Source organism: Streptomyces sp. RK9 (assembly GCF_045070545.1).
Taxonomy (GTDB): Bacteria; Actinomycetota; Actinomycetes; order Streptomycetales; family Streptomycetaceae; genus Streptomyces; species Streptomyces alboflavus.
In genome coordinates this window covers 1091240-1116061 of the sequence record NZ_CP173704.1, presented here as the reverse complement: position 1 = coordinate 1116061, position 24822 = coordinate 1091240, and the positions used below count along the sequence as shown (strand labels likewise).

Annotated in this window: 25 protein-coding genes and 1 tRNA gene; 15 read left to right on the top strand and 11 right to left on the bottom strand. The window is 69.4% G+C overall.

All coding sequences use genetic code 11. The features are described 5' to 3' along the window. Positions 1 to 73: 73 nt before the first annotated feature. From paaA to AB6L24_RS25135, 6 genes are all read left to right on the top strand, one after another. Complete coding sequence (paaA, locus tag AB6L24_RS25160) at positions 74 to 1087, top strand: 1,2-phenylacetyl-CoA epoxidase subunit PaaA (protein ID WP_405658685.1); 1014 nt, start codon at positions 74 to 76, stop codon at positions 1085 to 1087. Next, positions 1084 to 1374 (top strand): 1,2-phenylacetyl-CoA epoxidase subunit PaaB, encoded by a 291-nt coding sequence (gene paaB, locus AB6L24_RS25155; RefSeq protein ID WP_405658682.1) that lies wholly within the window; start codon positions 1084 to 1086, stop codon positions 1372 to 1374. The genes paaA and paaB overlap by 4 nt, the downstream gene beginning before the upstream one ends. Further along, positions 1371 to 2156 carry a 1,2-phenylacetyl-CoA epoxidase subunit PaaC gene (paaC, locus tag AB6L24_RS25150; RefSeq protein ID WP_405658679.1) on the top strand — a complete coding sequence of 262 codons (786 nt, stop codon included), beginning with the start codon at positions 1371 to 1373 and terminating at the stop codon, positions 2154 to 2156. Before paaB ends, paaC begins: the two co-directional genes overlap by 4 nt. After that, the gene (gene paaD, locus AB6L24_RS25145; RefSeq protein ID WP_405658677.1) at positions 2150 to 2743 is read left to right on the top strand and encodes a 1,2-phenylacetyl-CoA epoxidase subunit PaaD; all 594 of its coding nucleotides are present in this window, start codon (positions 2150 to 2152) and stop codon (positions 2741 to 2743) included. The genes paaC and paaD overlap by 7 nt, the downstream gene beginning before the upstream one ends. Continuing rightward, positions 2743 to 3810: a 1,2-phenylacetyl-CoA epoxidase subunit PaaE gene (gene paaE / locus AB6L24_RS25140; RefSeq protein ID WP_405658675.1), complete on the top strand. Its 1068-nt coding sequence runs from the start codon at positions 2743 to 2745 to the stop codon at positions 3808 to 3810. Before paaD ends, paaE begins: the two co-directional genes overlap by 1 nt. 151 nt (positions 3811 to 3961) lie before the next feature. After that, the gene (locus AB6L24_RS25135) at positions 3962 to 5113 is read left to right on the top strand and encodes an acyl-CoA dehydrogenase family protein (protein ID WP_405658673.1); all 1152 of its coding nucleotides are present in this window, start codon (positions 3962 to 3964) and stop codon (positions 5111 to 5113) included. 112 nt (positions 5114 to 5225) lie between these two features. Here the strand turns inward: AB6L24_RS25135 and AB6L24_RS25130 are convergent, their stop codons facing one another. The 5 genes from AB6L24_RS25130 to AB6L24_RS25110 form a co-directional block, all read right to left on the bottom strand. Then, a complete protein-coding gene (locus AB6L24_RS25130; RefSeq protein ID WP_405663315.1) occupies positions 5226 to 5555 on the bottom strand; it encodes a rhodanese-like domain-containing protein in 330 nt (109 codons plus the stop codon). A gap of 184 nt (positions 5556 to 5739) precedes the next feature. Further along, complete coding sequence (locus AB6L24_RS25125) at positions 5740 to 6687, bottom strand: J domain-containing protein (protein ID WP_405658671.1); 948 nt, start codon at positions 6685 to 6687, stop codon at positions 5740 to 5742. A gap of 9 nt (positions 6688 to 6696) precedes the next feature. Next, positions 6697 to 8253: a DUF2252 domain-containing protein gene (locus AB6L24_RS25120; RefSeq protein WP_405658669.1), complete on the bottom strand. Its 1557-nt coding sequence runs from the start codon at positions 8251 to 8253 to the stop codon at positions 6697 to 6699. Positions 8254 to 8467: 214 nt separating this feature from the next. Next, positions 8468 to 8815 carry a DoxX family protein gene (locus tag AB6L24_RS25115; protein WP_405658667.1) on the bottom strand — a complete coding sequence of 116 codons (348 nt, stop codon included), beginning with the start codon at positions 8813 to 8815 and terminating at the stop codon, positions 8468 to 8470. Positions 8816 to 9214: 399 nt separating this feature from the next. Further along, a tRNA-Leu gene (locus AB6L24_RS25110) sits at positions 9215 to 9298 on the bottom strand. A 744-nt stretch (positions 9299 to 10042) separates the two neighbouring features. Here AB6L24_RS25110 and AB6L24_RS25105 point away from each other — a divergent pair. The 8 genes from AB6L24_RS25105 (at position 10043) to pknB (ending at position 19821) form a co-directional block, all read left to right on the top strand. Beyond that, entirely contained in the window at positions 10043 to 10936 is an 894-nt protein-coding gene (locus AB6L24_RS25105) for a DUF3662 and FHA domain-containing protein (RefSeq protein ID WP_087884994.1), read from the top strand. A gap of 10 nt (positions 10937 to 10946) precedes the next feature. Further along, positions 10947 to 11453 (top strand): FHA domain-containing protein, encoded by a 507-nt coding sequence (locus tag AB6L24_RS25100; RefSeq protein WP_030360578.1) that lies wholly within the window; start codon positions 10947 to 10949, stop codon positions 11451 to 11453. A gap of 120 nt (positions 11454 to 11573) precedes the next feature. Beyond that, positions 11574 to 13169, top strand: coding sequence for a Stp1/IreP family PP2C-type Ser/Thr phosphatase (locus AB6L24_RS25095; protein WP_405658664.1), 1596 nt, complete (start codon positions 11574 to 11576; stop codon positions 13167 to 13169). 26 nt (positions 13170 to 13195) lie between these two features. Further along, complete coding sequence (locus AB6L24_RS25090; protein WP_087884992.1) at positions 13196 to 14608, top strand: FtsW/RodA/SpoVE family cell cycle protein; 1413 nt, start codon at positions 13196 to 13198, stop codon at positions 14606 to 14608. Next, the gene (locus AB6L24_RS25085) at positions 14605 to 16068 is read left to right on the top strand and encodes a peptidoglycan D,D-transpeptidase FtsI family protein (RefSeq protein ID WP_405658661.1); all 1464 of its coding nucleotides are present in this window, start codon (positions 14605 to 14607) and stop codon (positions 16066 to 16068) included. The genes AB6L24_RS25090 and AB6L24_RS25085 overlap by 4 nt, the downstream gene beginning before the upstream one ends. 74 nt (positions 16069 to 16142) lie before the next feature. Next, complete coding sequence (locus tag AB6L24_RS25080) at positions 16143 to 16538, top strand: peptidase inhibitor family I36 protein (protein WP_405658659.1); 396 nt, start codon at positions 16143 to 16145, stop codon at positions 16536 to 16538. Positions 16539 to 16638: 100 nt separating this feature from the next. Beyond that, positions 16639 to 17544, top strand: a complete 906-nt coding sequence (locus AB6L24_RS25075; protein WP_405658657.1) for a hypothetical protein — start codon at positions 16639 to 16641, stop codon at positions 17542 to 17544. Positions 17545 to 17787: 243 nt separating this feature from the next. Then, entirely contained in the window at positions 17788 to 19821 is a 2034-nt protein-coding gene (pknB, locus tag AB6L24_RS25070; protein WP_405658655.1) for a Stk1 family PASTA domain-containing Ser/Thr kinase, read from the top strand. A gap of 135 nt (positions 19822 to 19956) precedes the next feature. On the opposite strand, the gene AB6L24_RS25065 is transcribed toward pknB, so the two are convergent. Genes AB6L24_RS25065 through AB6L24_RS25040 form a run of 6 tightly spaced genes read right to left on the bottom strand, consistent with a single transcriptional unit; the run spans position 19957 to position 24222 of the window. Next, positions 19957 to 20730: a class E sortase gene (locus AB6L24_RS25065; protein WP_405658652.1), complete on the bottom strand. Its 774-nt coding sequence runs from the start codon at positions 20728 to 20730 to the stop codon at positions 19957 to 19959. Positions 20731 to 20756: 26 nt separating this feature from the next. Next, positions 20757 to 21947: a class E sortase gene (locus tag AB6L24_RS25060; RefSeq protein WP_405658650.1), complete on the bottom strand. Its 1191-nt coding sequence runs from the start codon at positions 21945 to 21947 to the stop codon at positions 20757 to 20759. After that, the gene (locus AB6L24_RS25055; protein ID WP_405658647.1) at positions 21878 to 22528 is read right to left on the bottom strand and encodes an aminodeoxychorismate/anthranilate synthase component II; all 651 of its coding nucleotides are present in this window, start codon (positions 22526 to 22528) and stop codon (positions 21878 to 21880) included. The genes AB6L24_RS25060 and AB6L24_RS25055 overlap by 70 nt, the downstream gene beginning before the upstream one ends. Then, a complete protein-coding gene (locus AB6L24_RS25050; protein WP_030360570.1) occupies positions 22525 to 22686 on the bottom strand; it encodes a hypothetical protein in 162 nt (53 codons plus the stop codon). The genes AB6L24_RS25055 and AB6L24_RS25050 overlap by 4 nt, the downstream gene beginning before the upstream one ends. 51 nt (positions 22687 to 22737) lie before the next feature. Beyond that, the gene (locus AB6L24_RS25045) at positions 22738 to 23427 is read right to left on the bottom strand and encodes a class E sortase (RefSeq protein ID WP_405663313.1); all 690 of its coding nucleotides are present in this window, start codon (positions 23425 to 23427) and stop codon (positions 22738 to 22740) included. A 21-nt stretch (positions 23428 to 23448) separates the two neighbouring features. Next, positions 23449 to 24222, bottom strand: a complete 774-nt coding sequence (locus AB6L24_RS25040; RefSeq protein WP_405658645.1) for a DUF881 domain-containing protein — start codon at positions 24220 to 24222, stop codon at positions 23449 to 23451. Positions 24223 to 24370: 148 nt separating this feature from the next. Here AB6L24_RS25040 and crgA point away from each other — a divergent pair, with 148 nt between their 5' ends. Next, entirely contained in the window at positions 24371 to 24628 is a 258-nt protein-coding gene (gene crgA, locus AB6L24_RS25035) for a cell division protein CrgA (RefSeq protein WP_380843005.1), read from the top strand. Positions 24629 to 24822: the final 194 nt, after the last annotated feature.

Sequence of the window (24822 nt, the reverse complement as noted above, 5' to 3'; positions counted from 1 at the left end):
GGAAGACCGGTGCGAGGCGCACCGGTCAGGACGAGATGTGTCGAGACACTGCCCGAGGTCGAGGGGGACCGAGATGGCGACAGCGCACCAGCCGCTCACCACGGCACCGCACAAGCCCGCGGCCGCCGCCGTGGACAGCGCCGTGGACACCGCGGTGCTGGAGTCGGCCTTCGACGCGGCCGTCGCGGCCGACGAGCGCATCGAGCCGCGTGACTGGATGCCGGACGCCTATCGCGCCACGCTCGTGCGCCAGATAGCGCAGCACGCCCACTCCGAGATCATCGGCATGCAGCCCGAGGCCAACTGGATCACGCGCGCGCCGTCCCTGCGCCGCAAGGCGATCCTGATGGCCAAGGTCCAGGACGAGGCGGGCCACGGCCTGTATCTGTACAGCGCCGCGGAAACGCTCGGCGCGAGCCGCGACGACCTCCTCGACAAGCTCCACTCGGGCCGCCAGAAGTACTCATCGATCTTCAACTACCCCACCCTGACCTGGGCGGACGTAGGCGCCATCGGCTGGCTCGTGGACGGCGCGGCGATCACCAACCAGGTCCCGCTGTGCCGGTGTTCGTACGGCCCCTATGCCCGCGCGATGGTCCGCGTCTGCAAGGAGGAGTCGTTCCACCAGCGCCAGGGGTACGAACTGCTGCTCGCCCTCAGCCGCGGCACCGAGGCACAGCACGCGATGGCCCAGGACGCCGTGGACCGCTGGTGGTGGCCGTCGCTGATGATGTTCGGCCCGCCGGACGCGGAGTCGTCCCACTCCGAGCAGTCCATGATCTGGAAGATCAAGCGCCACTCGAACGACGAGCTGCGTCAGCGCTTCGTGGACATCTGCGTCCCCCAGGCCGAGTCGCTCGGCCTGACGCTCCCCGACCCGGACCTGAAGTGGAACGAGGAGCGGGGACAGCACGACTTCGGCCCCATCGACTGGAGCGAGTTCTGGTCGGTCCTCAAGGGCAACGGCCCGTGCAACGACCAGCGGATCACGCAGCGCAGACGAGCCCACGAAGAGGGCGCCTGGGTGCGTGAGGCGGCGGCCGCGTACGCCGCCAAGCAGAGCGAGCGCAAGGAGGCGACCGCATGACCGGCTCGACCGAATGGCCGCTGTGGGAAGTGTTCGTGCGCTCGCGCCGCGGCCTGTCCCACACCCACGCGGGCAGCCTGCACGCCCCGGACGCCGAGATGGCCCTGCGCAACGCCCGGGACCTGTACACCCGCAGGAACGAGGGCGTCTCCATCTGGGTCGTGCCGTCCGTGGAGATCACCGCCTCCTCACCGGACGAGAAGGACTCCTTCTTCGAGCCCTCCGCCGACAAGCCCTACCGCCACCCGACGTTCTACGACATCCCGGAAGGAGTGAAGCACCTGTGACCCCCACGCCCACGCCCCCCGCGCCGTCGGCCACCGAGGCCGCGCCCCCCGCCACCCCGGCCCCCGACGCCCCCGCCGTCCACACCGCGGCCCTCGCCCTGGGCGACGACGCCCTGGTGCTCTCGCACCGCCTGGGTGAGTGGGCGGGCCACGCCCCCGTCCTCGAGGAAGAGGTGGCCCTGGCGAACATCGCCCTGGACCTGCTCGGCCAGGCCCGGGTGCTGCTCTCCCTGGCGGGCGACGAGGACGAGCTGGCGTATCTGCGCGAGGAGCGCTCCTTCCGGAACCTCCAGCTGGTCGAGCAGCCGAACGGCGACTTCGCCCACACCATCGCCCGCCAGCTGTACTTCTCCGTGTACCAGAACCTCATGTACGGCCAACTGGCCGCGACGGAAAGCCCGTTGGCGCCACTCGCCGCGAAGGCCGTCAAGGAGGTCGCCTACCACCAGGACCACGCCGAGCAGTGGACGCTCCGGCTCGGCGACGGCACGGCCGAGAGCCACGAGCGGATGCAGCGCGGCGTGGACGCGCTCTGGCGCTTCACCGGCGAGATGTTCGCGCCCGTGGCCGGTCTCGACCTCGACCGGGAAGCCCTGCGGGAGCAGTGGACGGCCACGGTCACCACCGTGCTCCAGAAGGCGACGCTCACGGTGCCCGAGGGCCCCCAGAGCGGGGCGTGGACGGCCGGCGCAGGACGCGAGGGCCTGCACACCGAGTCGTTCGGCCGGATGCTCGCCGAGATGCAGCACCTGCACCGCAGCCACCCGGGGGCGTCATGGTGACCAAGGCCCCCCAGGCACCCACGACGACGCACACCGCGCCCGTCGGCCCCTCGGCACCCACGGCACCCACGGCACCCGCCGAGCCGACGACGGCTCCCGCGCCCACGGCCCTAGAGGCCCGGCTCCACGCCCTCGCGGGCTCCGTGCCCGACCCCGAGCTGCCCGTCCTCAGCCTGGCCGAGCTCGGCGTGCTCCGCTCCGTCCGGGTCGGCGCCACCGGCCATGTGGACGTCGAGCTGACCCCGACGTACACGGGCTGCCCCGCCATAGAGGCCATGAGCGCGGACATCGAGCAGGTCCTCCGCGAGGACGGCCGGGACGACGTCACGGTGCGCACGGTGCTCTCCCCCGCCTGGTCGACGGACGACATCAGCGCCGAAGGCCGCCGCAAGCTCGCGGAGTTCGGCATCGCGCCGCCCCGTCCGCACGCCGCCGAGGGGCCGATCCCGCTCACCCTCACGGTCCGCTGCCCGCACTGCGGCTCCACGGACACCGAACTGCTCAGCCGCTTCTCCTCCACCGCCTGCAAGGCGCTGCGTCGCTGCGTCACCTGCCGGGAGCCCTTCGACCACTTCAAGGAGCTGTGATGGCGCGCTTCCACCCGCTCCGCGTGGCGGCCGTCGAGGAGCTCACCGACGACGCCGTGACGCTGACGTTCGAGGTGCCACCCCACCTCCGCGAGGAGTACAGATACGCTCCCGGCCAGCACCTCGCCCTGCGCCGCGTCGTCGACGGCACGGAGATCCGGCGTACGTACTCGATCTGCTCCCCGGCCCCGGACCCTCAAGCTCCCGGTGAGCCCAGGCAGTTGCGGGTGGGGGTGCGCGTGGTGGAGGGCGGCGCCTTCTCGACGTACGCCCGCAAGGAGGTCGTCGTCGGGGACGATCTTGAGGTGATGACCCCGGCGGGCCGCTTCACCCTGGACCCGGCTCCGGGGAGGTATGCCGCGGTGGTCGGCGGCAGCGGGATCACGCCGGTGCTCTCCATCGTCACCACGCTCCTCGAGCGCGAGCCGGACGCCGAGTTCTGTCTGATACGCAGCGACCGTACGGCCGCGTCCACGATGTTCCTCGACGAGGTCGCCGACCTGAAGGACCGCTGGCCGGACCGCTTCCAGCTGGTGACGGTGCTCTCCCGCGAGGAGCAGCAGGCGGGGCTCAACTCGGGGCGTCTTGACGAGGAGCGGCTCGCGCGGCTGCTGCCCGCGCTGCTGCCGGTCGAGGAGGTCGACGGCTGGTTCCTGTGCGGTCCTTACGGCCTGGTGCAGGGCGCGGAGCGGACGCTGCGGGCGCTGGGCGTGGCGCGGCGGCGCATCCACGAGGAGATATTCCACGTGGACGACGGCGTCACCACGGCACCGGCGGTGCCCGCCCCGGCGGACAGCACGGTCACGGTCACCCTCGACGGCCGCTCCGGCACCTGGCCGGTGCAGGCGGGGGAGTCCCTGCTCGACACGGTGCTGCGCAACCGCGCGGACGCGCCGTTCGCCTGCAAGGGCGGCGTGTGCGGCACGTGCCGGGCGTTCAAGGTGTCCGGCGAGGTCCGCATGGACCGGAACTTCGCGCTGGAGCCGGAGGAGACCGAGGCCGGCTACGTCCTCGCGTGCCAGTCGCATCCGACCACGGACAAGGTGGAGTTGGACTTCGACCGCTGAGCGCCCCACCGCGCGAGGCCGGCGCCGGACCGCTCACCGGACCGCGCGCCACAGCTGTTCCCTTCCCATAGAACGTGTTCTATCTTGACGACCCGTCAGAAACTGTGGCGGAGCCGACGAGACCGAACCGGCCGGTGCGGAGGGACAAGCAGTGGACTTCACCTTCACCGAGGAGCAGCAGGCGGCGCTCGATGCGGCCAAGGCGGTCTTCGCCGGGGTCGCCCCGGACGGCGTGCCCAGCCCCGCCCTCACCCCCGGGGCCGTCGCGGAGGACTTCGACCGCGCGCTGTGGGCCAAGCTCGCCGACGCCGACCTGCTCAGCCTCCTTGTGGCACCCGAGTACGGCGGGTCGGGCCTGGACCCCATCGCGCTCTGCCTGGTGCTGCGCGAGTCGGCGAAGGTGCTGGCACGTGTCCCGCTCCTGGAGAGCTGCGCGGCGGCGTACGCCGTCCAGCTCCACGGCGGCGACGAGTTGAAGCGGGCCGTCCTGGAGTCGGCCGCGCGCGGCGGCACCGTGCTGACCGTCGCCGCGAACGGCCGCACCGGTCACGACGGCGCTGAACTCGCCGTCAACGCGCGCCCCGACGGCGACAAGTGGATCCTGGACGGCCTCCAGACCGGCGTCCCCTGGGCCTACGACGCCGACATCACCGTCGTGCCCGCCACCGCCCCCGACGGCCGCGCCGTCCTCGCTCTCGTGCCGCGCGGCCTGTCCGGGCTCGCCCTCGCCGAGCAGTTCTCCACCAGCGGGGAGCGGCTCGGTGAACTCCGCCTGGACGCGGTGCGGGTCGACGCCCGGGACGTGATCACGGCGGACGGCGCCTGGGACTTCCTGCGGGACCTGCTCGCGACCGGCACCTGCGCGCTCGCACTCGGGCTCGGTACGGGCGTGCTCGGCATGACGAGTGAATACACCGGCAAGCGCGAGCAGTTCGGGTTCCCCGTCGCCACCTTCCAGGCGGTCGCCATGCAGGCCGCCGACCGCTACATCGACCTGCGCGCGATGGAGGTCACCCTCTGGCAGGCCGCCTGGCGCCTCAGCTCACCGGACCGCGCGGGCGCGGGCAACGGCGGGCCGCTCCCGGTCTCCGGGGATGTGGCGGTGGCGAAGATCTGGGCGTCGGACGGCGTGCGCCGGGTGGTGCAGACCGCGCAGCACCTGCACGGCGGCTTCGGCGCCGACACGGACTACCCCCTGCACCGCTACCACGCCTGGGCCAAGCACCTGGAGCTCGCGCTCGGCCCGGCCGCGGCGCACGAGGACGCCCTGGGCGACCTGCTCGCGGCGCACTCCCTCAGCTGAGACGACGGCTCACGACCGGCAGGCGGTCACACCACGCCCACTGCCACTGCCACGCCCACGCCGGACCAGGATCACGGAGCCCGACCGGACCGGGTCACGGAGCCCGCTCGGGCTAGATCACCGTGCCGGGCTGGTCCTTGTCGTCGACGACGGTCTTGCCCGAGGCCTCCCAGACCTGCATGCCGCCGTCGACGTTCACCGCGTCGATGCCCTGCTGCGCGAGGTACATGGTCACCTGGGCGGAACGGCCGCCGGACCGGCAGATCACATTGACCTTGCCGTCCTGCGGCGCCGCCTCGGTCAACTCGCCGAAGCGGGCGACGAAGTCACTCATCGGGATGTGCAGTGCCCCCGGCGCGTGCCCCGCCTGCCATTCGTCGTCCTCTCGGACGTCAAGGAGGAAGTCTCCGTCCGAGAGATCGCCGATCGTGACCGTGGGCACACCAGATCCGAATTCCATGCCTCCGACGCTACCCGACCACCGTCGCCCCGACGCCGCCCACCCACGGCACACAGCTCACCGAACCGGCACCACCGGCAGAGCCCGACGTGCGGCACACGGCGGGCGGCACCGGAGGCCGACGGGCACGGCACCGCACTGCCGTCCAGCTCGGACGGCCAGGCCCTCAGGCCGTCAGCCGCTCCAGCTCAGCCTCGCGCTCCGCGACCTGCGCGAGCAGCTGTTCGGCGATCTCCTCCAGGAGCCGGTCCGGGTCGTCGGGCGCCAGCTTGAGCATCGACCCGATCGCGCTCTCCTCCAGCTCCCTGGCCACGACCGAGAGCAGCTCCTTGCGCCGGGCGAGCCATTCGAGCCGGGCGTACAGCTCCTCGCTCGGGGTGGGCCGCAGCTCCTCGGGCACCGGCCCCGCGGCCCACTCCGCGAGCAGCTCCCGCAGCAGCGCCTCGTCGCCACGGCCGTACGCGGCGTTCACGCGGGTGATGAACTCGTCCCGGCGCTCGCGCTCCTTCTCGTCCTGCGCGAGGTCGGGGTGGGCCTTGCGGACCAGATCCCGGTAGAGCTTGCGGACCTCGTCGCTCGGCCGCACCCGCTGCGGCGGCCGCACGGGCTGCTCGGTGAGCATCGCGGCGGCCTCGGGGAACAGCCCGTCGCCGTCCATCCAGCCGTGGAACAGCTCCTCGACCGCCGGCATCGGCAGCACCCGCGCCCGCGCCTCGTCCGCCTTGCGCAGGTCCTCCGGGTCACCGGACCGCGCCGCCACGGCCTCGGCGATCAGGGCGTCCAGCTCGTCCAGGCGCGAGTACATCGGGCCGAGCTTCTGGTGGTGCAGCCGGGAGAAGTTCTCCACCTCGACCCGGAACGTCTCCACCGCGATCTCGTACTCGATCAGCGCCTGCTCGGCGGCGCGCACGGCCTTCTCGAGCCGCGCCTCGGGCCGCGCACCCGCACCCGCACCCGCCTGACCGTCCGCCGCCGCCTGCGGCTGCTCCGCCGCCTCATGCAGCTGCTCCGCCGCCTCGTGCGGCCGCTCGGGCGTCTCCTGCGGCTGCTCCGCCGCCGCCTGCGGCTGCTCGGGCGTCTCGGGGCTCGTCGGCTCGGCTTCCGGGGTCGTCACCTGTCCAGCCTAGGCCACGGCTCCCGGGGCCCCGGCTTCCTGGTCGGCGGCCCGCAGCCGCCCCTCGCGCACCGCGGTGACCAGTTGGGCGTGGTCGGCCTCCGTGCGGTCCGCGTAGGTCACCGCGAAGGCGGCCACGGCCTCGTCCAGCTCGTCGTTCTTGCCGCAGTACCCGGATATGAGCCGGGGGTCGGCGCTGTGCGCGTGGGCGCGGGCGAGCAGGGCGCCGGTCATGCGGCCGTAGTCGTCGAGCTGGTCGGCGGCGAGGGCGGCCGGGTCCACGCTGCCCTTGCGGTTCCTGAACTGCCGTACCTGGAAAGGCCGTCCGGATATCGTCGTCCAGCCGAGCAGGAAGTCGCTGACGACCTGCATGCGCTTCTGGCCGAACACGACCCGCCGGCCCTCGTGCTCGCTCTCCTGCTCCTTGAAGCCGGCCACGGGCAGGTGCGGCAGCAGCGCGGAGGGCCCGGCCTCCTTGACCTGGAGGACCAGCGGCTCCCCCCGATGGTCGAGAAGCAGCACCACATAGGAGCGCAGTCCGACGCTGCCGGTGCCCACGACGCGGAAGGCGACGTCCTGGATGGAGTACCTCGCGAGGAGGGGGAGGCGGTCCTCCGGCAGGGTGGTGCGGTACTCGCCGAGGGCCGCGGCGACCGCCGCCGCTTCGTCGTCCGGTGTCCGCCGCAGCACCGGGGGCGCGTCGACGAAGCGCCGGGGCGTGATGTGGCCCGCCGGGGTCCCGGCGTCCGGGACCGGTTCGGTGGACTTGGCGGCGAAGCGGGCGCTCGTGTTCTGCCGGGCCTTCTCGGAGACGCGGTCGAGGGTGCCGAGCAGGTCGCGGGCGTCGGTGTGGGAGACCAGTTCCTCGTCGGCGATGGCGTTCCAGGCGTCGAGGACGGGGAGCTTGGCGAGGAGGCGCATCGTGCGGCGGTAGGCACCGACGGCGTCGTAGGCCGCCTCGGCGCACGTGTCCTCGTCGGCGCCCGCCTCGCGTCCGGCGAGCACGAGGGAGGTGGCGAGGCGCTTGACGTCCCACTCCCACGGCCCGTGCACCGTCTCGTCGAAGTCGTTCAGGTCGATGATGAGGCCGCCGCGCGCGTCTCCGTAGAGACCGAAGTTGGCCGCGTGGGCGTCGCCGCAGATCTGGGCGCCGATGCCGGTGAGCGGGGTGCGGGCGAGGTCGTACGCCATGAGTCCGGCGGAGCCGCGCAGGAAGGCGAAGGGGGACGCGGCCATCCTGGCCACTCTGAGCGGCGTCAGCTCCGCGAGCCGTCCTCTGTTGGTCTCCTCCATCGCGGAGACGGGGTCGGGGCGGTGGTCGTCCGTCACGAACTCCGCGTGCGCGGAGCGCGGGGTGCGCCCGCGCAGCGCCTTGCCCTCCTGCTTGGGCTGCGGGAACCCGCCGGAACCAGCGGCCCCGGACGCAGAGCCGGCGGACCCGCCCGCCCCGGCCGCGGGCCAGTGCGCGAACCCCTCCACCCGCGGCAGCCGCCGACCACCCGACCGCTCGCCGCCTCCCGAGCCACCGACTCCCGAGAACGCCACTCCGTCGCCGCCCACACTCATCGCCCCCCTGTTGCTGACACACGACCTTGTTGCCGACACACGACCTTGTTGCCGACACACGGCCTTCGCCGACCCTCCGGACCCGATCACCGGGCCTCGCGGACTCGACTCGACTGACACCGACGGTACCGCCGCGGGCGAATCCCCGTCACAGCCTGTGGATAACTCCCCCGCCGCACCCGCCACGCTCCCACCGAGCCCACGAAATGCCTGTTCAGGCGGCAAGCCCCAGCGCCAGCGCACCGACGACCGGAGCCGCGTACACCAGCGGGAAGGGAATGTGGGCGTACCAGCGCGCCCGGACCACGGCGACGACGGCCCCGGCGAAGTACAGGACGAGCCCGATCCCGGCCGCGGCCCCCACCACCGGCAGGAACAGCCCGGCAACGAGCCCGAGCGCGCCCGCCGCCTTGGCCGCGCCGAGCCACGGCAGCCAGGCCATCGGAATGCCGTAGTCGGCCATGGGCTCGACGACCCACTTGGCCCGCAGGAAGACGGAGGCGGCGGAGAAGCCGGTCATGGCGGCGGCGACGAGGGTGACGACGACGTGGGCGGTGGACATCAGATGGGCTCCTCATCAAGCGAGTGCGCCGGCGCGATCCCGCTCCGGCCGGGCCGGTGCGGCCCGTCACCGCCATGACGCACCGCGCCGCGGGAATGTGACCGGTGGGAGCCGGGAATTTCGCGCGGACCCCGATCGTGAGATAGCTCACCGCGAGTCCCGGGTCACCCGGAGCGGCCGGAAGGGCCGAGGCATCCGGGGCCCAGAACACCCGGGAGCCGAGGACACCCAGCACCCCGGAAACACCCGGGCAGCCGGGCCACGGGCCAGGCGCCGCAGACCACAGACGCAGACCGCAGACCGCAGACCGCAGACCGCAGACCGCAGAACCAACACGAGAAACGGGCCCTCACCAGGACTCTCGTCCTTGGTGAAGACCCGTTCATCGGTTCTTCTCTGTGCGCGAGGGGGGAGTTGAACCCCCACGCCCTTTCGGGCACTGGAACCTGAATCCAGCGCGTCTGCCTATTCCGCCACCCGCGCATGGGTGTTGTCTTTGGGTCTCTCACTTGTTGGTGCGAGCGCCTGCCGACATCCAGAAGATTAGCACGCTGGAGAGGGTGGATTCACATCCGTATTCGGGGGCACCCGCGCGGTACCCGGGGACGTGGCGACAGCCTGCGCGGACGTGTCGTACCCCGTCCTCACCAGCCGCCCCGGCCCGATCGCGGCCCGCCGGAGGCCCGGCCCCGCGCGGGGCTCCGCACGGGTCTCCGCCGGGGCGGAACCGGACGAACCACCCGCCCGACGCAACCAAGGCGGACGTCAAGTCCTCCTCCTAGGTCCACAGCCGCGTGCGGGACACTGTCTCGGGACCCCCTCTACGATCCCTGGTAAGAGGAAGTAGGAGGAGGCCCGAGCCAGGCGCGGCCCGGGACCCCGGAAGGAGCCCACAAGGAGCCCAGGAGGAGCGCATCAGCCCCGAGCGGAGCGCGGCACCAGGCGCGGAGCGAGCCCGGACCGAGCCGTCGGCCACGCCTCCGACGCGGGACTCAGGACGGTTCCCGCGGGAGCCCTGACCGATCCCCGAGGATCGGCGGAGCGAACCCGGGCCGAGCCCCGGGACACCCCTGAAGGAACCCTGAGGATCGCGGAAGACCAGTGCGGGCATGCCTTGTGAGAGGCGACACTCGTGGTCCGGGCGGACAGGGGGAACCACCTGATTTCCCGGCGCGTGGATACGATCAGTAAGCAGTACGAGGATGACAACGACGGAGGAGGTGCCCCATGGGAGTCCTGAAGAAGTTCGAGCAGCGACTCGAAGGTCTGGTCAACGGCACCTTCGCCAAGGTGTTCAAGTCCGAGGTCCAGCCCGTCGAGATCGCCGGCGCCCTGCAGCGCGAGTGCGACAACAACGCGACGATCTGGAACCGCGAGCGGACCGTCGTTCCGAATGACTTCATCGTGGAGCTCAGCGCGCCCGACTTCGAGCGCCTGAGCCCGTACTCCGGACAGCTCGGCGACGAGCTCTCCGGCATGGTGCGTGAGTACGCGAAGCAGCAGCGGTACAGCTTCATGGGCCCCATCAAGGTCCACCTGGAGAAGGCGGAGGACCTGGACACGGGCCTCTACCGGGTGCGCAGCCGCACGCTCGCGTCCAGCACCTCGCAGACTCCCGACCCCGCTCCCGGTGCCCCCGCGGGCCCCGGCGGGCCCGGCGCCCCCGGCGGCGGCCCCACGAGCGCGGGCCAGGGCCCCCGCGGCGGCTACGGCTACCCGCAGGGCCCCTCGGGCGCCCCTCCCATGCCCGCCGCGCCGCCTCCCGGCGCGGGCGCGGGCCGCGGAGCCGCTCCGGCGGCGGCGCGGCCGCAGGGGCCGGGCTCCGGCTCCCCGGGCGCGCAAGTGCGGCGCTGGATTGAGATCAACGGCAACCGCCATCAGATCTCCCGCCCGACGCTGGTGCTGGGCCGCAGCACCGACGCCGATGTGCGGATCGACGACCCCGGCGTCTCGCGCCGGCACTGTGAGATCCGGACCGGAACGCCCTCGACGATCCAGGATCTCGGGTCTACCAACGGCATCGTGGTAGACGGGCAGCACACCACCCGCGCTACGCTCCGCGACGGCTCGCGGATCGTCGTGGGCAGCACCACCATCATTTACCGGCAAGCCGAAGGGTGAAGCGGGGGCAATGTCAGAGCTGACCCTGACGGTCATGCGGCTGGGTTTCCTGGCCGTTCTGTGGCTGTTCGTGATCGTGGCCGTCCAGGTCATTCGCAGCGACCTGTTCGGAACGCGTGTCACTCAGCGCGGTTCGCGCCGTGAGGGCGGCCGCCAGGCGGCCCGCCAGCAGGCCGCACCGCCGCCACAGCGCCAGCAGAGCGGTGGCCGCCAGCGTCGTGGCGCGCCCACCAAGCTGGTCGTCTCGGAGGGCACCCTGACGGGCACCACCGTCGCGCTCCAGGGGCAGACGATCTCGCTGGGCCGGGCACACGATTCGACCATCGTGCTGGACGACGACTACGCCTCCAGCAGGCATGCCAGGATCTACCCGGACCGTGACGGCCAGTGGATCGTCGAGGATCTCGGGTCCACGAACGGCACGTATCTGGACCGGACCCGCCTGACCACCCCGACGCCCGTTCCGCTGGGCGCGCCGATCCGCATCGGCAAGACCGTCATCGAGCTGCGGAAGTAGTACGACAATGAGCGAGCGGAGCGAGCGAGCCGACGCGGTCCAGGACTTGGACGCCAGCGCGCTCCCGACCGGAGGGTGGGCACCGTGCGGATGTACCCGGAGCCGACGGGCGAGGTGCGCATGAGTCTGTCACTGCGCTTCGCCGCCGGATCGCACAAAGGCATGATCCGGGAGGGGAACGAGGACTCCGGCTACGCGGGTCCGCGTCTCCTCGCCATCGCCGACGGCATGGGGGGCCAGGCCGCGGGCGAGGTCGCCAGCTCCGAGGTGATCTCGACGCTCGTCACGCTCGACGACGACGTCCCCGGCTCCGACATCCTCACGTCGCTCGGCACGGCCGTGCAGCGGGCCAACGACCAGCTGCGCCTCATGGTCGAGGAGGACCCGCAGCTCGAGGGCATGGGCACCACCCTGACCGCCCTGCTGTGGACCGGCCAGCGGCTCGGCCTCGTGCACGTCGGCGACTCGCGCGCGTACCTGCTGCGCGACGGCGTGCTCACGCAGATCACGCAGGACCACACCTGGGTGCAGCGGCTCGTCGACGAGGGCCGCATCACCGAGGAGGAGGCGACGACGCATCCGCAGCGCTCGCTCCTGATGCGCGCGCTCGGCAGCGGCGACCACGTGGAGCCGGACCTGTCGATCCGTGAAGTCCGCGCCGGCGACCGGTACTTGATCTGCTCCGACGGCCTCTCCGGCGTCGTGTCCCACCAGACGATGGAGGACACCCTCGCCAGCTACCAGGGCCCCCAGGAGACCGTGCAGGAGCTGATCCAGCTCGCGCTGCGCGGCGGCGGCCCCGACAACATCACGGTGATCGTCGCCGACGTCCTGGACATCGACACCGGCGACACCCTCGCGGGCCAGCTGTCCGACACCCCCGTGGTGGTCGGCGCGGTCGCCGAGAACCAGCTCCAGGCGAACGACGACGGCGCCATGCAGACGCCCGCGGGCCGCGCGTCGGGCCTCGGCCGCCAGACGCCGCCCAGCCCCTCCGGAGGCGGCTTCGGTCCGCCCGGAAGCGGCGACGGCACTCCGGGATACGCCCCCGAGGGCGGCTCCTTCGGGGCGTACGGCGACGAGGACCTGGTGAAGCCCGGCGGCGGCCGCAAGTGGCTGAAGAGATCGCTGTACATCGCGCTGGCCCTCGCCGTCGTCGGCGGCGGCCTGTACGGCGGCTATCGCTGGACCCAGACGCAGTACTACGTGGGCACCAAGGACGAGCACGTCGCGCTCTACCGCGGCATCGACCAGGACCTCGCCTGGGTGAGCCTGTCGAAGGTCGAGAAGGACCACCCCGAGATCGAACTCAAGTACCTGCCGCCGTACCAGCGCAAGCAGGTCGAGGCGACGATCGGGGAGGGCAACCTCGACGACGCCGAGAAGAAGATCGGCGAGCTGGGCCTGCAGGCGTCGGCGTGCAAGAAGGACGCCGAGCGGCGCGCGATCGAGCGGGAGAACCGCGAGAAGGAAGAGCGCGAGCGCGAGAAGAACGACAACAACAAGCCCGGTGAGGGCGAGGCGGGCGGCCAGGACGGCCAGCCCGACCCGGCCGACACCTCCAAGCCGGACTTCCGCAACGCGAGCTTCCGCGCGGCGGACGACCCCGGCGCCAAGGACGACAAGTCCAAGTCCACCACCGCACCGACTCCCACACCCGGCCCCAGCCTCTCCCAGCAGGAGAAGGATCTGGTCCCGCAGTGCGGTAAGCAGTAAGCAGCCGTTGGGGGCCCTTGCACGCCATGAGCAGTAGCACTACACAAACGTCGACGATCGGCGCCATCGGTGCGCCGAGCCGGCGCAACACGGAGCTCGCGCTCCTGGTGTTCGCCGTCGTCATCCCGCTGTTCGCCTACATGAACGTGGGCCTCGCCATCTCCGGCGAGCTGCCCCCCGGCATGCTCGGGTACGGCCTCGGCCTCGGCCTGCTCGCGGGCGTCGCGCACCTCGTCGTGCGCAAGTTCGCGCCGTACGCGGACCCGCTGCTGCTGCCCCTGGCCACGCTGCTCAACGGCCTCGGCCTGGTGGTCATCTGGCGGCTCGACCAGTCGGAGAAGCTCCAGGCGCGGCCCACGTTCTCCGAGGCCGCGCCCAATCAGCTGCTCTACTCCGCGGTCGGCATCGCCCTGTTCGTCGGCGTACTGCTGCTGCTCAAGGACCACCGCGTCCTGCAGCGGTACACGTACATCTCCATGGTCGCCTCGATCCTGCTGCTCCTGCTGCCGCTGGTGCCCGGCCTCGGCATGAACGTCTTCGGCGCGAAGATCTGGATCCGCGTCGGCGGGTTCTCGATTCAGCCCGGCGAGTTCGCCAAGATCGTCATCGCGGTGTTCTTCGCCGGATACCTGATGGTCAAGCGCGACGCGCTCGCCCTCGCCAGCCGCCGCTTCATGGGCCTGTACCTGCCGCGTGGGCGTGACCTCGGTCCGATCCTGGCCGTGTGGGCGATGTCCATCCTGATCCTGGTCTTCGAGACCGACCTCGGTACGTCGCTGCTGTTCTTCGGCATGTTCATCGTGATGCTGTACGTGGCCACGGAGCGCACCAGCTGGATCGTGTTCGGTCTGCTGATGTCGGCCATCGGCGCCGTCACCGTGGCCTCCTTCGAGCCGCACGTCAAGGTGCGTGTGGACGCCTGGCTCGACCCGTTCAACAAGGAAGTCATCGCGTCGACCGGGACCGACCAGATCGCCCAGTCGATGATGGCCTTCGGCTCCGGCGGCACCCTCGGCACCGGCCTCGGCCAGGGCCACTCCGACCTCATCGGCTTCGCCGCCAACTCCGACTTCATCCTCGCCACGTACGGCGAGGAGCTGGGCCTCGCCGGGATCATGGCCGTCCTGCTGATCTACGGCCTGATCGTGGAGCGCGGTGTGCGCACGGCGCTCGCGGCCCGCGACCCGTTCGGCAAGCTGCTCGCGGTCGGCCTGTCCGGCGCCTTCGCCATCCAGGTCTTCGTCGTCGCGGGCGGCGTCATGGGCCTGATCCCGCTGACGGGTATGACGATGCCGTTCATCGCGTACGGCGGTTCCTCGGTGATCGCGAACTGGGCGCTCGTGGGCATCCTGCTGCGCATCAGCGACACCGCGCGCCGCCCGGCCCCGTCGCCCGCCCCGAACCCCGACGCCGAGATGACCCAGGTGGTACGGCCGTGAACAAGCCTCTGCGCCGCATCGCGATCTTCTGCGGCCTGCTCGTCCTCGCGCTGCTCGTCCGCGACAACTGGCTGCAGTACGTCAAGGCCGACCACCTCGCCGAGCACGACATGAACCGCCGCGTGCCCATCGAGCGGTACGCCCAGCCGCGCGGCGACATCATCGTCGACGGCAAGGCCATCACCGGCTCGCAGAAGGTCGACGGCGACGACTTCAAGTACAAGCGGACGTACAAGAACGGGCCCATGTGGTCGCCCGTGACCGGTTTCGCCTCGCAGCGCATCGGCGCCACCCAGATCGAGTCCATCGAGGACCGCATCCTCACCGGCAACGACGACCGGCTCTTCTTCCGCCGCAGCCTCGACATGCTGACCGGCAAGAAGAAGGAGGGCGGCAACGTCGTCACGACGCTGAACGCCGCCGCGCAGAAGGCCGCGTACAACGGTCTGAAGAACAAGGGCAAGGGCGCTGTCGCCGCCATCGACCCCTCCACGGGTGCGATCCTCGCGCTGGCCTCGACGCCCTCGTACGACCCGTCGAGGTTCGCCGGCAACACCAGTGCCGAGGCGGAGACCTTCGGGAAGCTCGACAAGGACTCCGACAAGCCGATGCTGAACCGCGCGCTGCGCGAGACCTACCCGCCCGGCTCCACCTTCAAGGTGGTCACGGCCGCGGCGGCGATGGAGCACGGCCTGTACACGGAGATAGACGAGAAGACGAAGTCCCCGCTGCCCTGGACGATGCCGAACACCACGACCGAGCTGAAGAACGAGGGCAACATCCCCTGCAAGAACGCCACGCTGCGCGAGGCGCTGCGGGTGTCCTGCAACACGGTCTTCGGCAAGATCGGCTCGGACCTCGGCAAGGACAAGATGCTGGAGACGGCCGAGAAGTTCGGCTTCAACGAGGAGCAGTTCGTCCCGGTCCGTTCCAACGCCTCCGTCTTCCCCGAGGAGATGGACAAGCCGCAGACCGCGCTCTCCTCCATCGGCCAGTTCGAGACCGCGGCGACGCCGCTGCAGATGGCGATGGTCACCTCCGCGATCGCCAACGACGGCACCCTGATGGAGCCGTACATGGTCAAGGAGCTCCAGGCGCCGAACCTCGACGTGATCGAGAAGCACTCGCCCAAGGAGATGAGCGAGCCGCTGTCCAAGGAGAACGCGCAGAAGCTCCAGGACATGATGCAGACCGTGGTGAACGAGGGCACGGGAACCAGGGCCAAGATCCCGGGCGTCACAGTGGGCGGCAAGACCGGTACCGCTCAGCACGGCCTCAACAACAGCAAGAACCCGTACGCCTGGTTCATCAGCTACGCCAAGACCGACTCGGGTTCCCCGGTCGCCGTGGCCGTGGTCGTGGAGGACAGTGACGCCGCCCGTGGCGACATCTCCGGTGGCGGGCTCGCGGCTCCGATCGCGAGGGACGTGATGAAGGCGGTTTTGGACAGTAGCAAATGAGCCAATTCCCCTCCCTTGCGAAGAATGATTAAATTTTGCTACGGTACCGTAAAATTTCGGGAGGGGAAATTTCTATGAAGAATAGACTAGCCATATGTGGCACAACCGCTGCGCTTGCATTTTCCGGATTGGCGCTGTCCGCGCCTTCCGCTATCGCCGCACCCGGTTCGGACTGCCAGTCATCGGCCGCATGTCTTTACTATAATTCCGGCTTGCATGGCGCAATATGGTGGACAACATCAAGCGAACCCAACCTTGATGGATATGTTTTCATCAGGGATCACGAGTCCGCCGGTAAAGGCAAAAAGGTCAAGAACAACGCCGCATCTATTGTTAACCATACACGCAAAACCGTTCGCGTGTATTTTAACTCCGGTTACCGCGGCGCCTATGACTCAGTGACCGCTGGCCACTGGCGAGACCTGGTAAACACCAAGAATAACAATGCGTCACTTGAAGTGCGCAGGTAATATTCGAGAATAGCGCATGGCGCCAATGAGTCGCGCGGACTACCCATACGGGGGCTAGTCCGCGCGACTTTTGGCACTCGACGCAAGGGAAAATGCGAGCATGAACCCCACCACAAGGCGCGTTATAAAATTGGCCTTGCCCACAAGCTTCATCACAACTCTTCTCATCGGCTGCTCCAACACAATTTCGAGCAGCGGCAAGCAGAACGAAGACTACCGTAAACCAGAAGGTAGTCGCTCTTTGCCCATAGAGAAGTACCTCCTCTCAAACGACGAAGAACTAATACTTGAAAAAGCAAAGTACTCCGCTGCACGCAGCTGCATGGAACGCCTCGAAGCCCGGTTCCCACCCCCCGCGCACAGAGAACCATTTAAGCTACAAATGACGGAGCGGCGATACGGGATAACCAACCGCGACGAAGCAAAGATTCATGGGTACCGCGTTCCTGCAGCAGGCAAAGCAAGCTCGACCACTGAAGAAGAACCCCTAACCCATAAACAGCTTAGGGCACTATTCGGTGTCGAGCAAGGAAAAGAGAAGGGGGTGGCGAAAGTATCGCACATAAATGGAAAACCTATCCCTGAAGGGGGCTGCATGGGGGAGGCAGAGAGGAACCTCTCGAACAGGCAGCGCGTTTATGGGGACGGTCGACTTGCAATGAATATATCACAAAGAAGCTTTAAGAAATCCTCGTCAGACCCTCGCGTTCGCCGCGCGATTGAAAAGTGGTCCTCATGCATGGAAAGAAATGGGCATCCATACGAAAACCCACTCACGGCAGGCGAAGATCTGATGAATGGGAGGAGCGCTTCCGAGCAAGAAAGGAAGGTTGCAACAATCGATTCCGACTGTAACCGCGAAGCAAAAGTTGCCAAAACTTGGTTTGATGTCGAATCCGATATACAAAATGGGCTAATAGCAGACCACGAGAAAGAGCTTGATGAGCTGAATCAAATAAAGAAGAGGGAGATCGTCAACTCGCGAAAGGAGCTGCAAATATCTTAAAATTTCGACACTTACAATCGTTCCATTTATTGATTCTATACCTCAATTATCGTTAGGTCGATAAAAGCTTCCTGAGCTAGGCTTCCACGAACATCGGAACCTCACTCTTATACCATTCGTGTATCAGGTGACGGCAGGGGCACTGATCGGCTTCGGGTGCCGGGTACGGTATGCCCGGACAGCACACCGCCGGACCGCGCAACACGGTGCGGTCGGGACCGACGGAGAGGGCTGGGAATAGCTATGGAAGAGCCGCGTCGCCTCGGCGGCCGGTATGAGCTGGGCCAGGTGCTCGGCCGCGGCGGGATGGCGGAGGTCTACCTCGCGCACGACACCCGCCTCGGTCGCACCGTGGCGGTGAAGACGCTGCGAGTCGACCTCGCCCGCGACCCGTCGTTCCAGGCCCGGTTCCGCCGTGAGGCCCAGTCGGCCGCCTCGCTCAACCATCCGGCGATCGTCGCGGTCTACGACACCGGCGAGGACTACGTCGACGGGGTCTCCATCCCGTACATCGTGATGGAGTACGTCGACGGCTCCACGCTGCGCGAGCTGCTGCACTCCGGGCGCAAGCTGCTGCCCGAGCGCGCCATGGAAATGACCATCGGCATCCTCCAGGCCCTGGAGTACTCGCACCGCAACCAGATCGTCCACCGCGACATCAAGCCCGCGAACGTCATGCTGACGCGCAACGGCCAGGTCAAGGTCATGGACTTCGGCATCGCCCGCGCGATGGGCGAGTCCGGCATGACGATGACGCAGACGGCCGCCGTCATCGGCACCGCACAGTACCTCTCCCCGGAGCAGGCCAAGGGCGAGCAGGTCGACGCGCGCTCGGACCTCTACTCCACGGGCTGCCTCCTCTACGAGCTGCTGACCGTCCGGCCGCCCTTCGTGGGCGACTCGCCGGTCGCCGTCGCCTACCAGCACGTCCGCGAGGAGCCCCAGGCCCCCAGCGTCTTCGACGGCGAGATCACGCCCGAGATGGACGCGATCGTCCTGAAGGCGCTCACCAAGGACCCGGACTACCGCTACCAGTCGGCCGACGAGATGCGCGCCGACATCGAGGCCTGCCTCGACGGCCAGCCCGTCGCCGCCACGGCCGCCATGGGCGCGGTCGGCTACGGCGGCCACCCCGACGACCAGGCCACGGCCATGCTCCGCCCGCAGCACGGCGGCGCCGGCCACGGCCAGACCTCGATGATGCCGCCGGTCAACCCGGACGACGGCGGCTACGACGAGGGCGGACGGCGCGGCCGCGGCCAGAAGAAGAGCAACACCTCGACGATCCTCCTGATCGCCGCGGGCGTGCTCGTCCTGGTGGGGGCGATCCTCATCGGGAAGTGGGCGTTCAGTGGGGGCGGCGGGACCAGCGACGACAAGACGGCGCCGAACTTCGTGGGCGAGACCCTGAAGGAGGCGCGGGAGTCGGCGAAGAACGTCGACCTGGAGATCGCGGTGTCCGAGCGCAAGCCCTGCGAGAAGTACCCCAAGGGGGAGATCTGCTCGCAGGACCCGGGCGCGGACGCCAAGGTGGAGAAGGGCGACACGATCAATGTGGTCGTGTCGACCGGTGCGCCGAAGATCACCGTTCCGGACGTCGAGGGTCTTACCTACGAGAAGGCCGAGAGCCGACTCAGGGACAAGGGCTTCGAGGTCACGAAGAAGACCCAGGAGTCCGAGCAGAACCCGGGCGTCGTGATCAGTCAGAACCCACCTGGCGACACGGAGGCCCAGAAGGGCACCAGCATCACCCTGACGGTCGCCAAGGAGCAAGCGAAGTCCGTCGTTCCCGATGTCTCCGGTCAGACCTGGGAAGCCGCGAAGAAGCAGATCGAAGACAGTGGTCTCGTCGCGAGCCGCTCAGACGTCGAGAGCGACAGCGTCGAGGAGGGCAAGGTCATCCAGACCTCGCCCGCGGCCAACACCGAGGTCGACCCCGGCTCCACGGTGACCGTCCAGGTCGCCAAGAAGAAGGCCGAGGAGGAGCCGGAGGAGGCCACCGTCCCGACCCTCGGCGGCCAGAGCCTCGGGGACGCCCGTGACGCCATCGAGGACGCCGACCTCACCGTGGGCACCATCACGGGCCCGCAGGACGACGACGCCCGTGTGGTCCTCTCCACGCCGAGCGGCGGCCAGAAGGTCCCGTCCGGCACGGCGATCAACCTGGTGACCACCGGCGGCTCCGGCGGCGACCAGGGCGGCAACGACAACGGCGGCGGCAACGGCGGCGGCTTCATCGAGGGCGCCACCGGCTTCGGCCGCCACGGTCGGGACTGACGCCTCCGGCAGGACTGACACCTCCGGCGGTACAGCGGACAAGGACGAGGGCCCCGGCACCAGAAGGTGCCGGGGCCCTCGTCCGCGCTCCGGGCTCCGCGCACCGGCCTCGCGTCCCTGAAGCAAGCGCAGCGGCTAGCTCAGCTCACGCGGCGGCGTCCGCCTGTTGTCCACCTTCTCGATCCGCTCCAGCTTCCCCCACACCACGTAGCGGTAGTTCGAGGTGAAGACGGGGGTGCAGGTGGTGAGCGTGATGTAGCGGTCGGCCTTCTTCGCGCCGGACTCCTTGGGGATGGGGTCGAGGACGCGGACGTTGTACTTCGAGGTCTCGGGGAGGGTCTTGTAGACCTTGTAGACGTACCACTTGTCGCGGGACTCGAAGACGATCGGGTCGCCCTCGTCGATCTTGTCGATCTTGTGGAACTTCGCGCCGTGGCCGTCGCGGTGGGCGGCCAGGGTGAAGTTGCCCTTGTCGTCCTGCGGCAGGGCGGACTTGATGGGGTCCGTGTAGTAGCCGGCGACGCCGTGGTTGAGGGTCTTGGGGTTGGTGCCCTTGGTGACGAGGATCTCGCCGCCGCTCATCGAGGGCACGTGCAGGAAGCCGATGCCGTCCTTGGTGTCGATGGGGCCGGGGCCCTTGGCCTCCCAGTGGTCGCGGACGCGGTTCCCCTGCTTCTTGGCCTCGCGGTCCGCTATGACGTTGGTCCACCACAGCGAGTACGCGACGAACAGGCCTAGGATCACGCCCGCGGTGATGAGGAGTTCGCCGAAGACGCTGACCGCCGTCGCGATCCGGCCACGGCCGCGCTGCCGCGGCGCGGGCTTCGGCTCGGGCTTCGGCGCGGGCTCCTCGGCCCGCTCGGCGCCCTCGCCCCGCTCCTGCTCGTCCTCTTCGGTGGTGGCTGCCACTGCGTCTGCCCCGTCCGTCTCAGCTGCTAGTCGACCAACGCGGGTGGCTTCCCCTGGTCGCGTGGCCGGTCTTCGACCATCTTGCCCCACACGATCATTCGGTACTTACTCGTGAACTCGGGGGTACAGGTGGTCAGTGTGATGTAGCGGCCCGGTTTCGTGAAGCCGGAGCCGGGCGGCACCGGATCGAGGACCGCCGTGTTGCCGGGGCTCGTCTGCGGCAGGATGCTCGCCATCTTGTAGACGTAGTACTTGTCCTGCGTCTCGACGACGATCGGATCGCCCGGTTTGAGCCGGTTGATGTACCGGAACGGCTCGCCGTGCGTATTGCGGTGACCGGCGAGCGCGAAGTTGCCGGGGTTCGCGTCCGGCATCGGGGTCTTGGTGCCGCCCTTGTTGTAGTGGCCGACCATGCCCCGGTCGAGGACCTTGTGCTTGTCGATGCCCTCGGCGACCGGCGTGACGACGTCCAGCTTCGGGATGTGCAGGAGCGCGAAGCCCTGGCCGGGCTCGAAGGCGCCCGGCTTGCCCTTGCCCTTCGCCCACTCCTCCTGGAGTTTGCGGGCGGCCGCGTCGGCCTGCTGCTGGGCCCTTATGTTCGTCCACCACAGCTGGTACGTGACGAAGAGGAGCATCAGGACGCCGATGGTGATGAAGAGTTCACCGATGGCGCGGCTGGCCACGGTGGCCGGGCCCGGCTTCGCGGCACGGGCGGCGCGGCGGGCCTCGACCCGGGTGAGGGGGCGCTCCGCTTCGGCGGGGGGCGTGGCGGTGACATCCGCGGGCGCCCCCGCATCCGTCCCGCGCTTCGCGCCCCGACGCCCCTTGTGCTTGGCGGCCTTGCGGCGGGCCGCACGCCCACCCGTGGGCGGCAGCTCACCCGTGGGCGGCAGCTCGCCCCTGGGCAGCACCACCCCCGCCTCACCGACTATTCGGCGCGTGTCCGCCGTCCGCAGCCCGATGGTCTCGTCGTCCCGGGGAGGGTCGTACGCCGCCGGGTACGGCTCGGGAGCCACCTCCGCGTCCCCCCGCGCCTCCCCTGCGGGCGTCTCGGGCCCCACCTGCCCCTCAGCCGCCCCCGCGCCGCTCCGGAACCACGGCGACGGATGCTCCCCCGGCGCGGCGGCGTCGGGGCCACCGGGCGCGGTCACGCCGTGGCCCTGCCCACCACCGGGGCAAGCCCGCTCGAACGGGCCACGGCCCCGGTGTCGCCGCACTCCACGAGCCAGTTGGCGAGCATGAGGTGGCCGTGCTCGGTGAGGACGGACTCGGGGTGGAACTGGACGCCCTCGACGGGCAGTTCGCGGTGGCGCAGGCCCATGATGATGCCGTCGGCCGTGCGCGCGGTCACTTCCAGCTCGGCCGGGACGGTGGCGGGCTCGGCGGCGAGCGAGTGATAGCGGGTGGCGATGAAGGGGGACGGCAGACCGGCGAAGACGCCCTTGCCCTCGTGCGTGACCGGCGAGGTCTTGCCGTGCAGAAGCTCCGGCGCCCGGTCCACCACACCGCCGTACGCCACCGCCATGGACTGCATGCCGAGGCAGACGCCGAAGACGGGCACGCCGGTCGCGGCGCAGTGGCGCACCATCTCCACGCAGACGCCCGCCTGCTCGGGCGTGCCGGGTCCCGGCGAGAGCAGGACGCCGTCGAAGCCGTCCTGGGCGTGCCGCAGCTCGACCTCGTCGTTGCGGAGCACCTCGCACTCGGCCCCGAGCTGGTAGAGGTACTGCACGAGGTTGAAGACGAAGCTGTCGTAGTTGTCGACGACGAGAATGCGGGCGTTCTTGCTGGAGCTCACTGGCCGTCCACCGTCACATCGTTGAAGGGCAGCAGCGGCTCCGCCCAGGGGAAGACGTACTGGAACAGCACATAGACGACCGCGAGGACGAGCAGCAGCGAGAGCAGCGCCTTCACCCAAGCGTTCCCGGGCAGATGCCGCCAGATCCAGCCGTACATGCCGTCCCTTCCGTCGTCCGGCGCCACAAGCCGTCGCCGTTCGGCACCAGACTAACGGCGCAGTGCCTCGGGTTTCCCGGCCTCCACGGGCTGGGTGGCGTCGAGGTGGGCCCAGGCGATCAGACGGTGGCTGTGGCCCCACTCGGGTTCACAGGTGGTGAGGGTGAGGTAGCGGCCGGGCTCGCGGTAGCCGGACTTGCGCGGGACGGGGTCGATGACACCGATGTCGGCGGGCAGGGTGCGGTACGGCTTCCTGTCGATGCGGTACGTGAACCAGGTGGTCCCGTCGGTCAGGACGACGGCGTCGCCGGGGCGCAGCTCGGGGAAGTCCTTGAAGGGGTCGCCGTAGGTGCGGCGGTGCCCGGCGACGGCGAAGTTGCCCTTCTGGCCGAGCCGGGCCGTGCGCGCGTAGTGGCCGAGGCCCTTCTTGAGGGTGCCGGTGGCGGTGCCCTGGAGCACGGGCTTGTTCCACGTGAAACCGAAGCGCGGGATGTACATCACGGCGAAGGGTTTGCCGTCCCGGTACGCGGCGGGCTCCGGCGGCGCGGCGTCCGCGCCCCCGCCCGAGCCCTGGGCGGCCACCGGCCGCCGCGCCCACTGGTCCTGCAGCTGGTCGATCTGGCTGTCCATCGCGCGGTCGGCCTTCACCCCGGTCCAGAACAGGACGTACACGACGAACAGCACGATCACGGTCCCGACGGTGATGCACAGTTCGCTGAACGTCCTGACGATCACTCGCACCGGCACGGGGTCCCCCAGGGGCTACTGCTCCACAGGCTTCGCGTAGTGGAGATCCACTGTGCCCGAGTAGCCGGGAAGAGTCACCGCTCCGTCGTCGTCGACTTTCCAGCCGAGGCCGTAGGCGTTGACGTAGAGCATGTAGTTCTGGATCTCCGGGGAGGCCGCGAGGGACTTCCTGAGCTTGTCCGGGTCACCGACGGCGGTGACCTTGTACGGCGGTGAGTAGACGCGGCCCTGGAGGATCAGGGTGTTGCCGACGCAGCGGACGGCGCTGGTGGAGATCAGACGCTGGTCCATGACCTTGATGCCCTCGGCGCCGCCCTGCCACAGGGCGTTCACCACGGCCTGCAGGTCCTGCTGGTGGATGACCAGGTCGTTGGGCTGCGGCTCGGGGTAGCCGGGGAGCTTGGCGGTGGCGTCGGGCGGGGCGTCGGTGAGGGTGACCGTGACGGCGTCGCCGTTGAGCTTGCGGGTGCCCGCGTTCTTCTCCAGGGCCTTCAGACGGGCGTCGTCGGCCTTGCCGCCGGGGCTGTCGCGCTGGGCCAGGGAGTCGACGTCGCCGCGCAGGGAACCGTTGGACTCCTCCAGGTCCTTGTTGTCGCGGCTGCGCTCCTGGATGAGGTCGGAGAGCTTCAACAGGGAGGCGTCCGTACGGATGTTGGTGCCCTTGGCCGTGTTGAAGCTGGTGACGAAGATGAGGCCGGCGAGGGCGAAGACGGCGATCGTGAGGAGCCGCACCGGGCGCCAGCGGCGGCCTCGACCGGTGCCTCCCGGGAAGTCGGCAGAATTGCTCAACGTACCCTTATCTCCTTCACCGCCGCGGAAGCACTACGCTAACGGACGCCCGGGGGAGGACTTCGCGCACCGTAGCGCCGAAGAACCCACCCCGCGTCACACCCCGTTCCCTGCGCGGCCACGCAGCGCATCGACAGGAGAGACCCTCGTGCCGAAGTCACGTATCCGCAAGAAGGACGACGACTACACGCCGCCGTCGTCGAAGAAGGCGACGAACATCAAGCTGACCAGCCGCAGCTGGGTGGCTCCGGTGATGCTGGCCATGTTCCTGATCGGCCTGGCCTGGATCGTCGTCTTCTACGTCACGGACGGAAATCTGCCGATCGACCCGCTGGGCAACTGGAACATCGTCGTCGGCTTCGGCTTCATCGCGGCCGGGTTCGGCGTCTCCACGCAGTGGAAGTAACGGTTCCACGCGGCTGAGGGCACGGCGGGCGGGCACACGTGTGCCGCGAGAGCGGAAACGGAGCCCGTCCGCAAGCCCTGGCCTGAGTTATCCACAGCGCGAGCGCCACCATCCACAGACCTGGGGAAAGGTCTGAAGATCTGTGGATAACTCTCAGAAGGTTGACGCCGGTGTGACTGGCCCACTGCCTTGCA

What these genes read in the sequence shown, in the direction of transcription:
- AB6L24_RS25095 (WP_405658664.1), top strand. Translation starts at nt 11,574, where the DNA reads ATGAGTCTGTCACTGCGCTTCGCCGCCGGATCGCACAAAGGCATGATC.
- AB6L24_RS25050 (WP_030360570.1), bottom strand. Translation starts at nt 22,686, where the DNA reads ATGTACGGCTGGATCTGGCGGCATCTGCCCGGGAACGCTTGGGTGAAG.
- AB6L24_RS25105 (WP_087884994.1), top strand. Translation starts at nt 10,043, where the DNA reads ATGGGAGTCCTGAAGAAGTTCGAGCAGCGACTCGAAGGTCTGGTCAAC.
- AB6L24_RS25075 (WP_405658657.1), top strand. Translation starts at nt 16,639, where the DNA reads ATGAACCCCACCACAAGGCGCGTTATAAAATTGGCCTTGCCCACAAGC.
- AB6L24_RS25115 (WP_405658667.1), bottom strand. Translation starts at nt 8,815, where the DNA reads ATGTCCACCGCCCACGTCGTCGTCACCCTCGTCGCCGCCGCCATGACC.
- AB6L24_RS25100 (WP_030360578.1), top strand. Translation starts at nt 10,947, where the DNA reads ATGTCAGAGCTGACCCTGACGGTCATGCGGCTGGGTTTCCTGGCCGTT.
- paaB (WP_405658682.1), top strand. Translation starts at nt 1,084, where the DNA reads ATGACCGGCTCGACCGAATGGCCGCTGTGGGAAGTGTTCGTGCGCTCG.
- AB6L24_RS25090 (WP_087884992.1), top strand. Translation starts at nt 13,196, where the DNA reads ATGAGCAGTAGCACTACACAAACGTCGACGATCGGCGCCATCGGTGCG.
- paaD (WP_405658677.1), top strand. Translation starts at nt 2,150, where the DNA reads ATGGTGACCAAGGCCCCCCAGGCACCCACGACGACGCACACCGCGCCC.
- paaA (WP_405658685.1), top strand. Translation starts at nt 74, where the DNA reads ATGGCGACAGCGCACCAGCCGCTCACCACGGCACCGCACAAGCCCGCG.
- AB6L24_RS25120 (WP_405658669.1), bottom strand. Translation starts at nt 8,253, where the DNA reads ATGAGTGTGGGCGGCGACGGAGTGGCGTTCTCGGGAGTCGGTGGCTCG.
- AB6L24_RS25080 (WP_405658659.1), top strand. Translation starts at nt 16,143, where the DNA reads ATGAAGAATAGACTAGCCATATGTGGCACAACCGCTGCGCTTGCATTT.
- paaE (WP_405658675.1), top strand. Translation starts at nt 2,743, where the DNA reads ATGGCGCGCTTCCACCCGCTCCGCGTGGCGGCCGTCGAGGAGCTCACC.
- pknB (WP_405658655.1), top strand. Translation starts at nt 17,788, where the DNA reads ATGGAAGAGCCGCGTCGCCTCGGCGGCCGGTATGAGCTGGGCCAGGTG.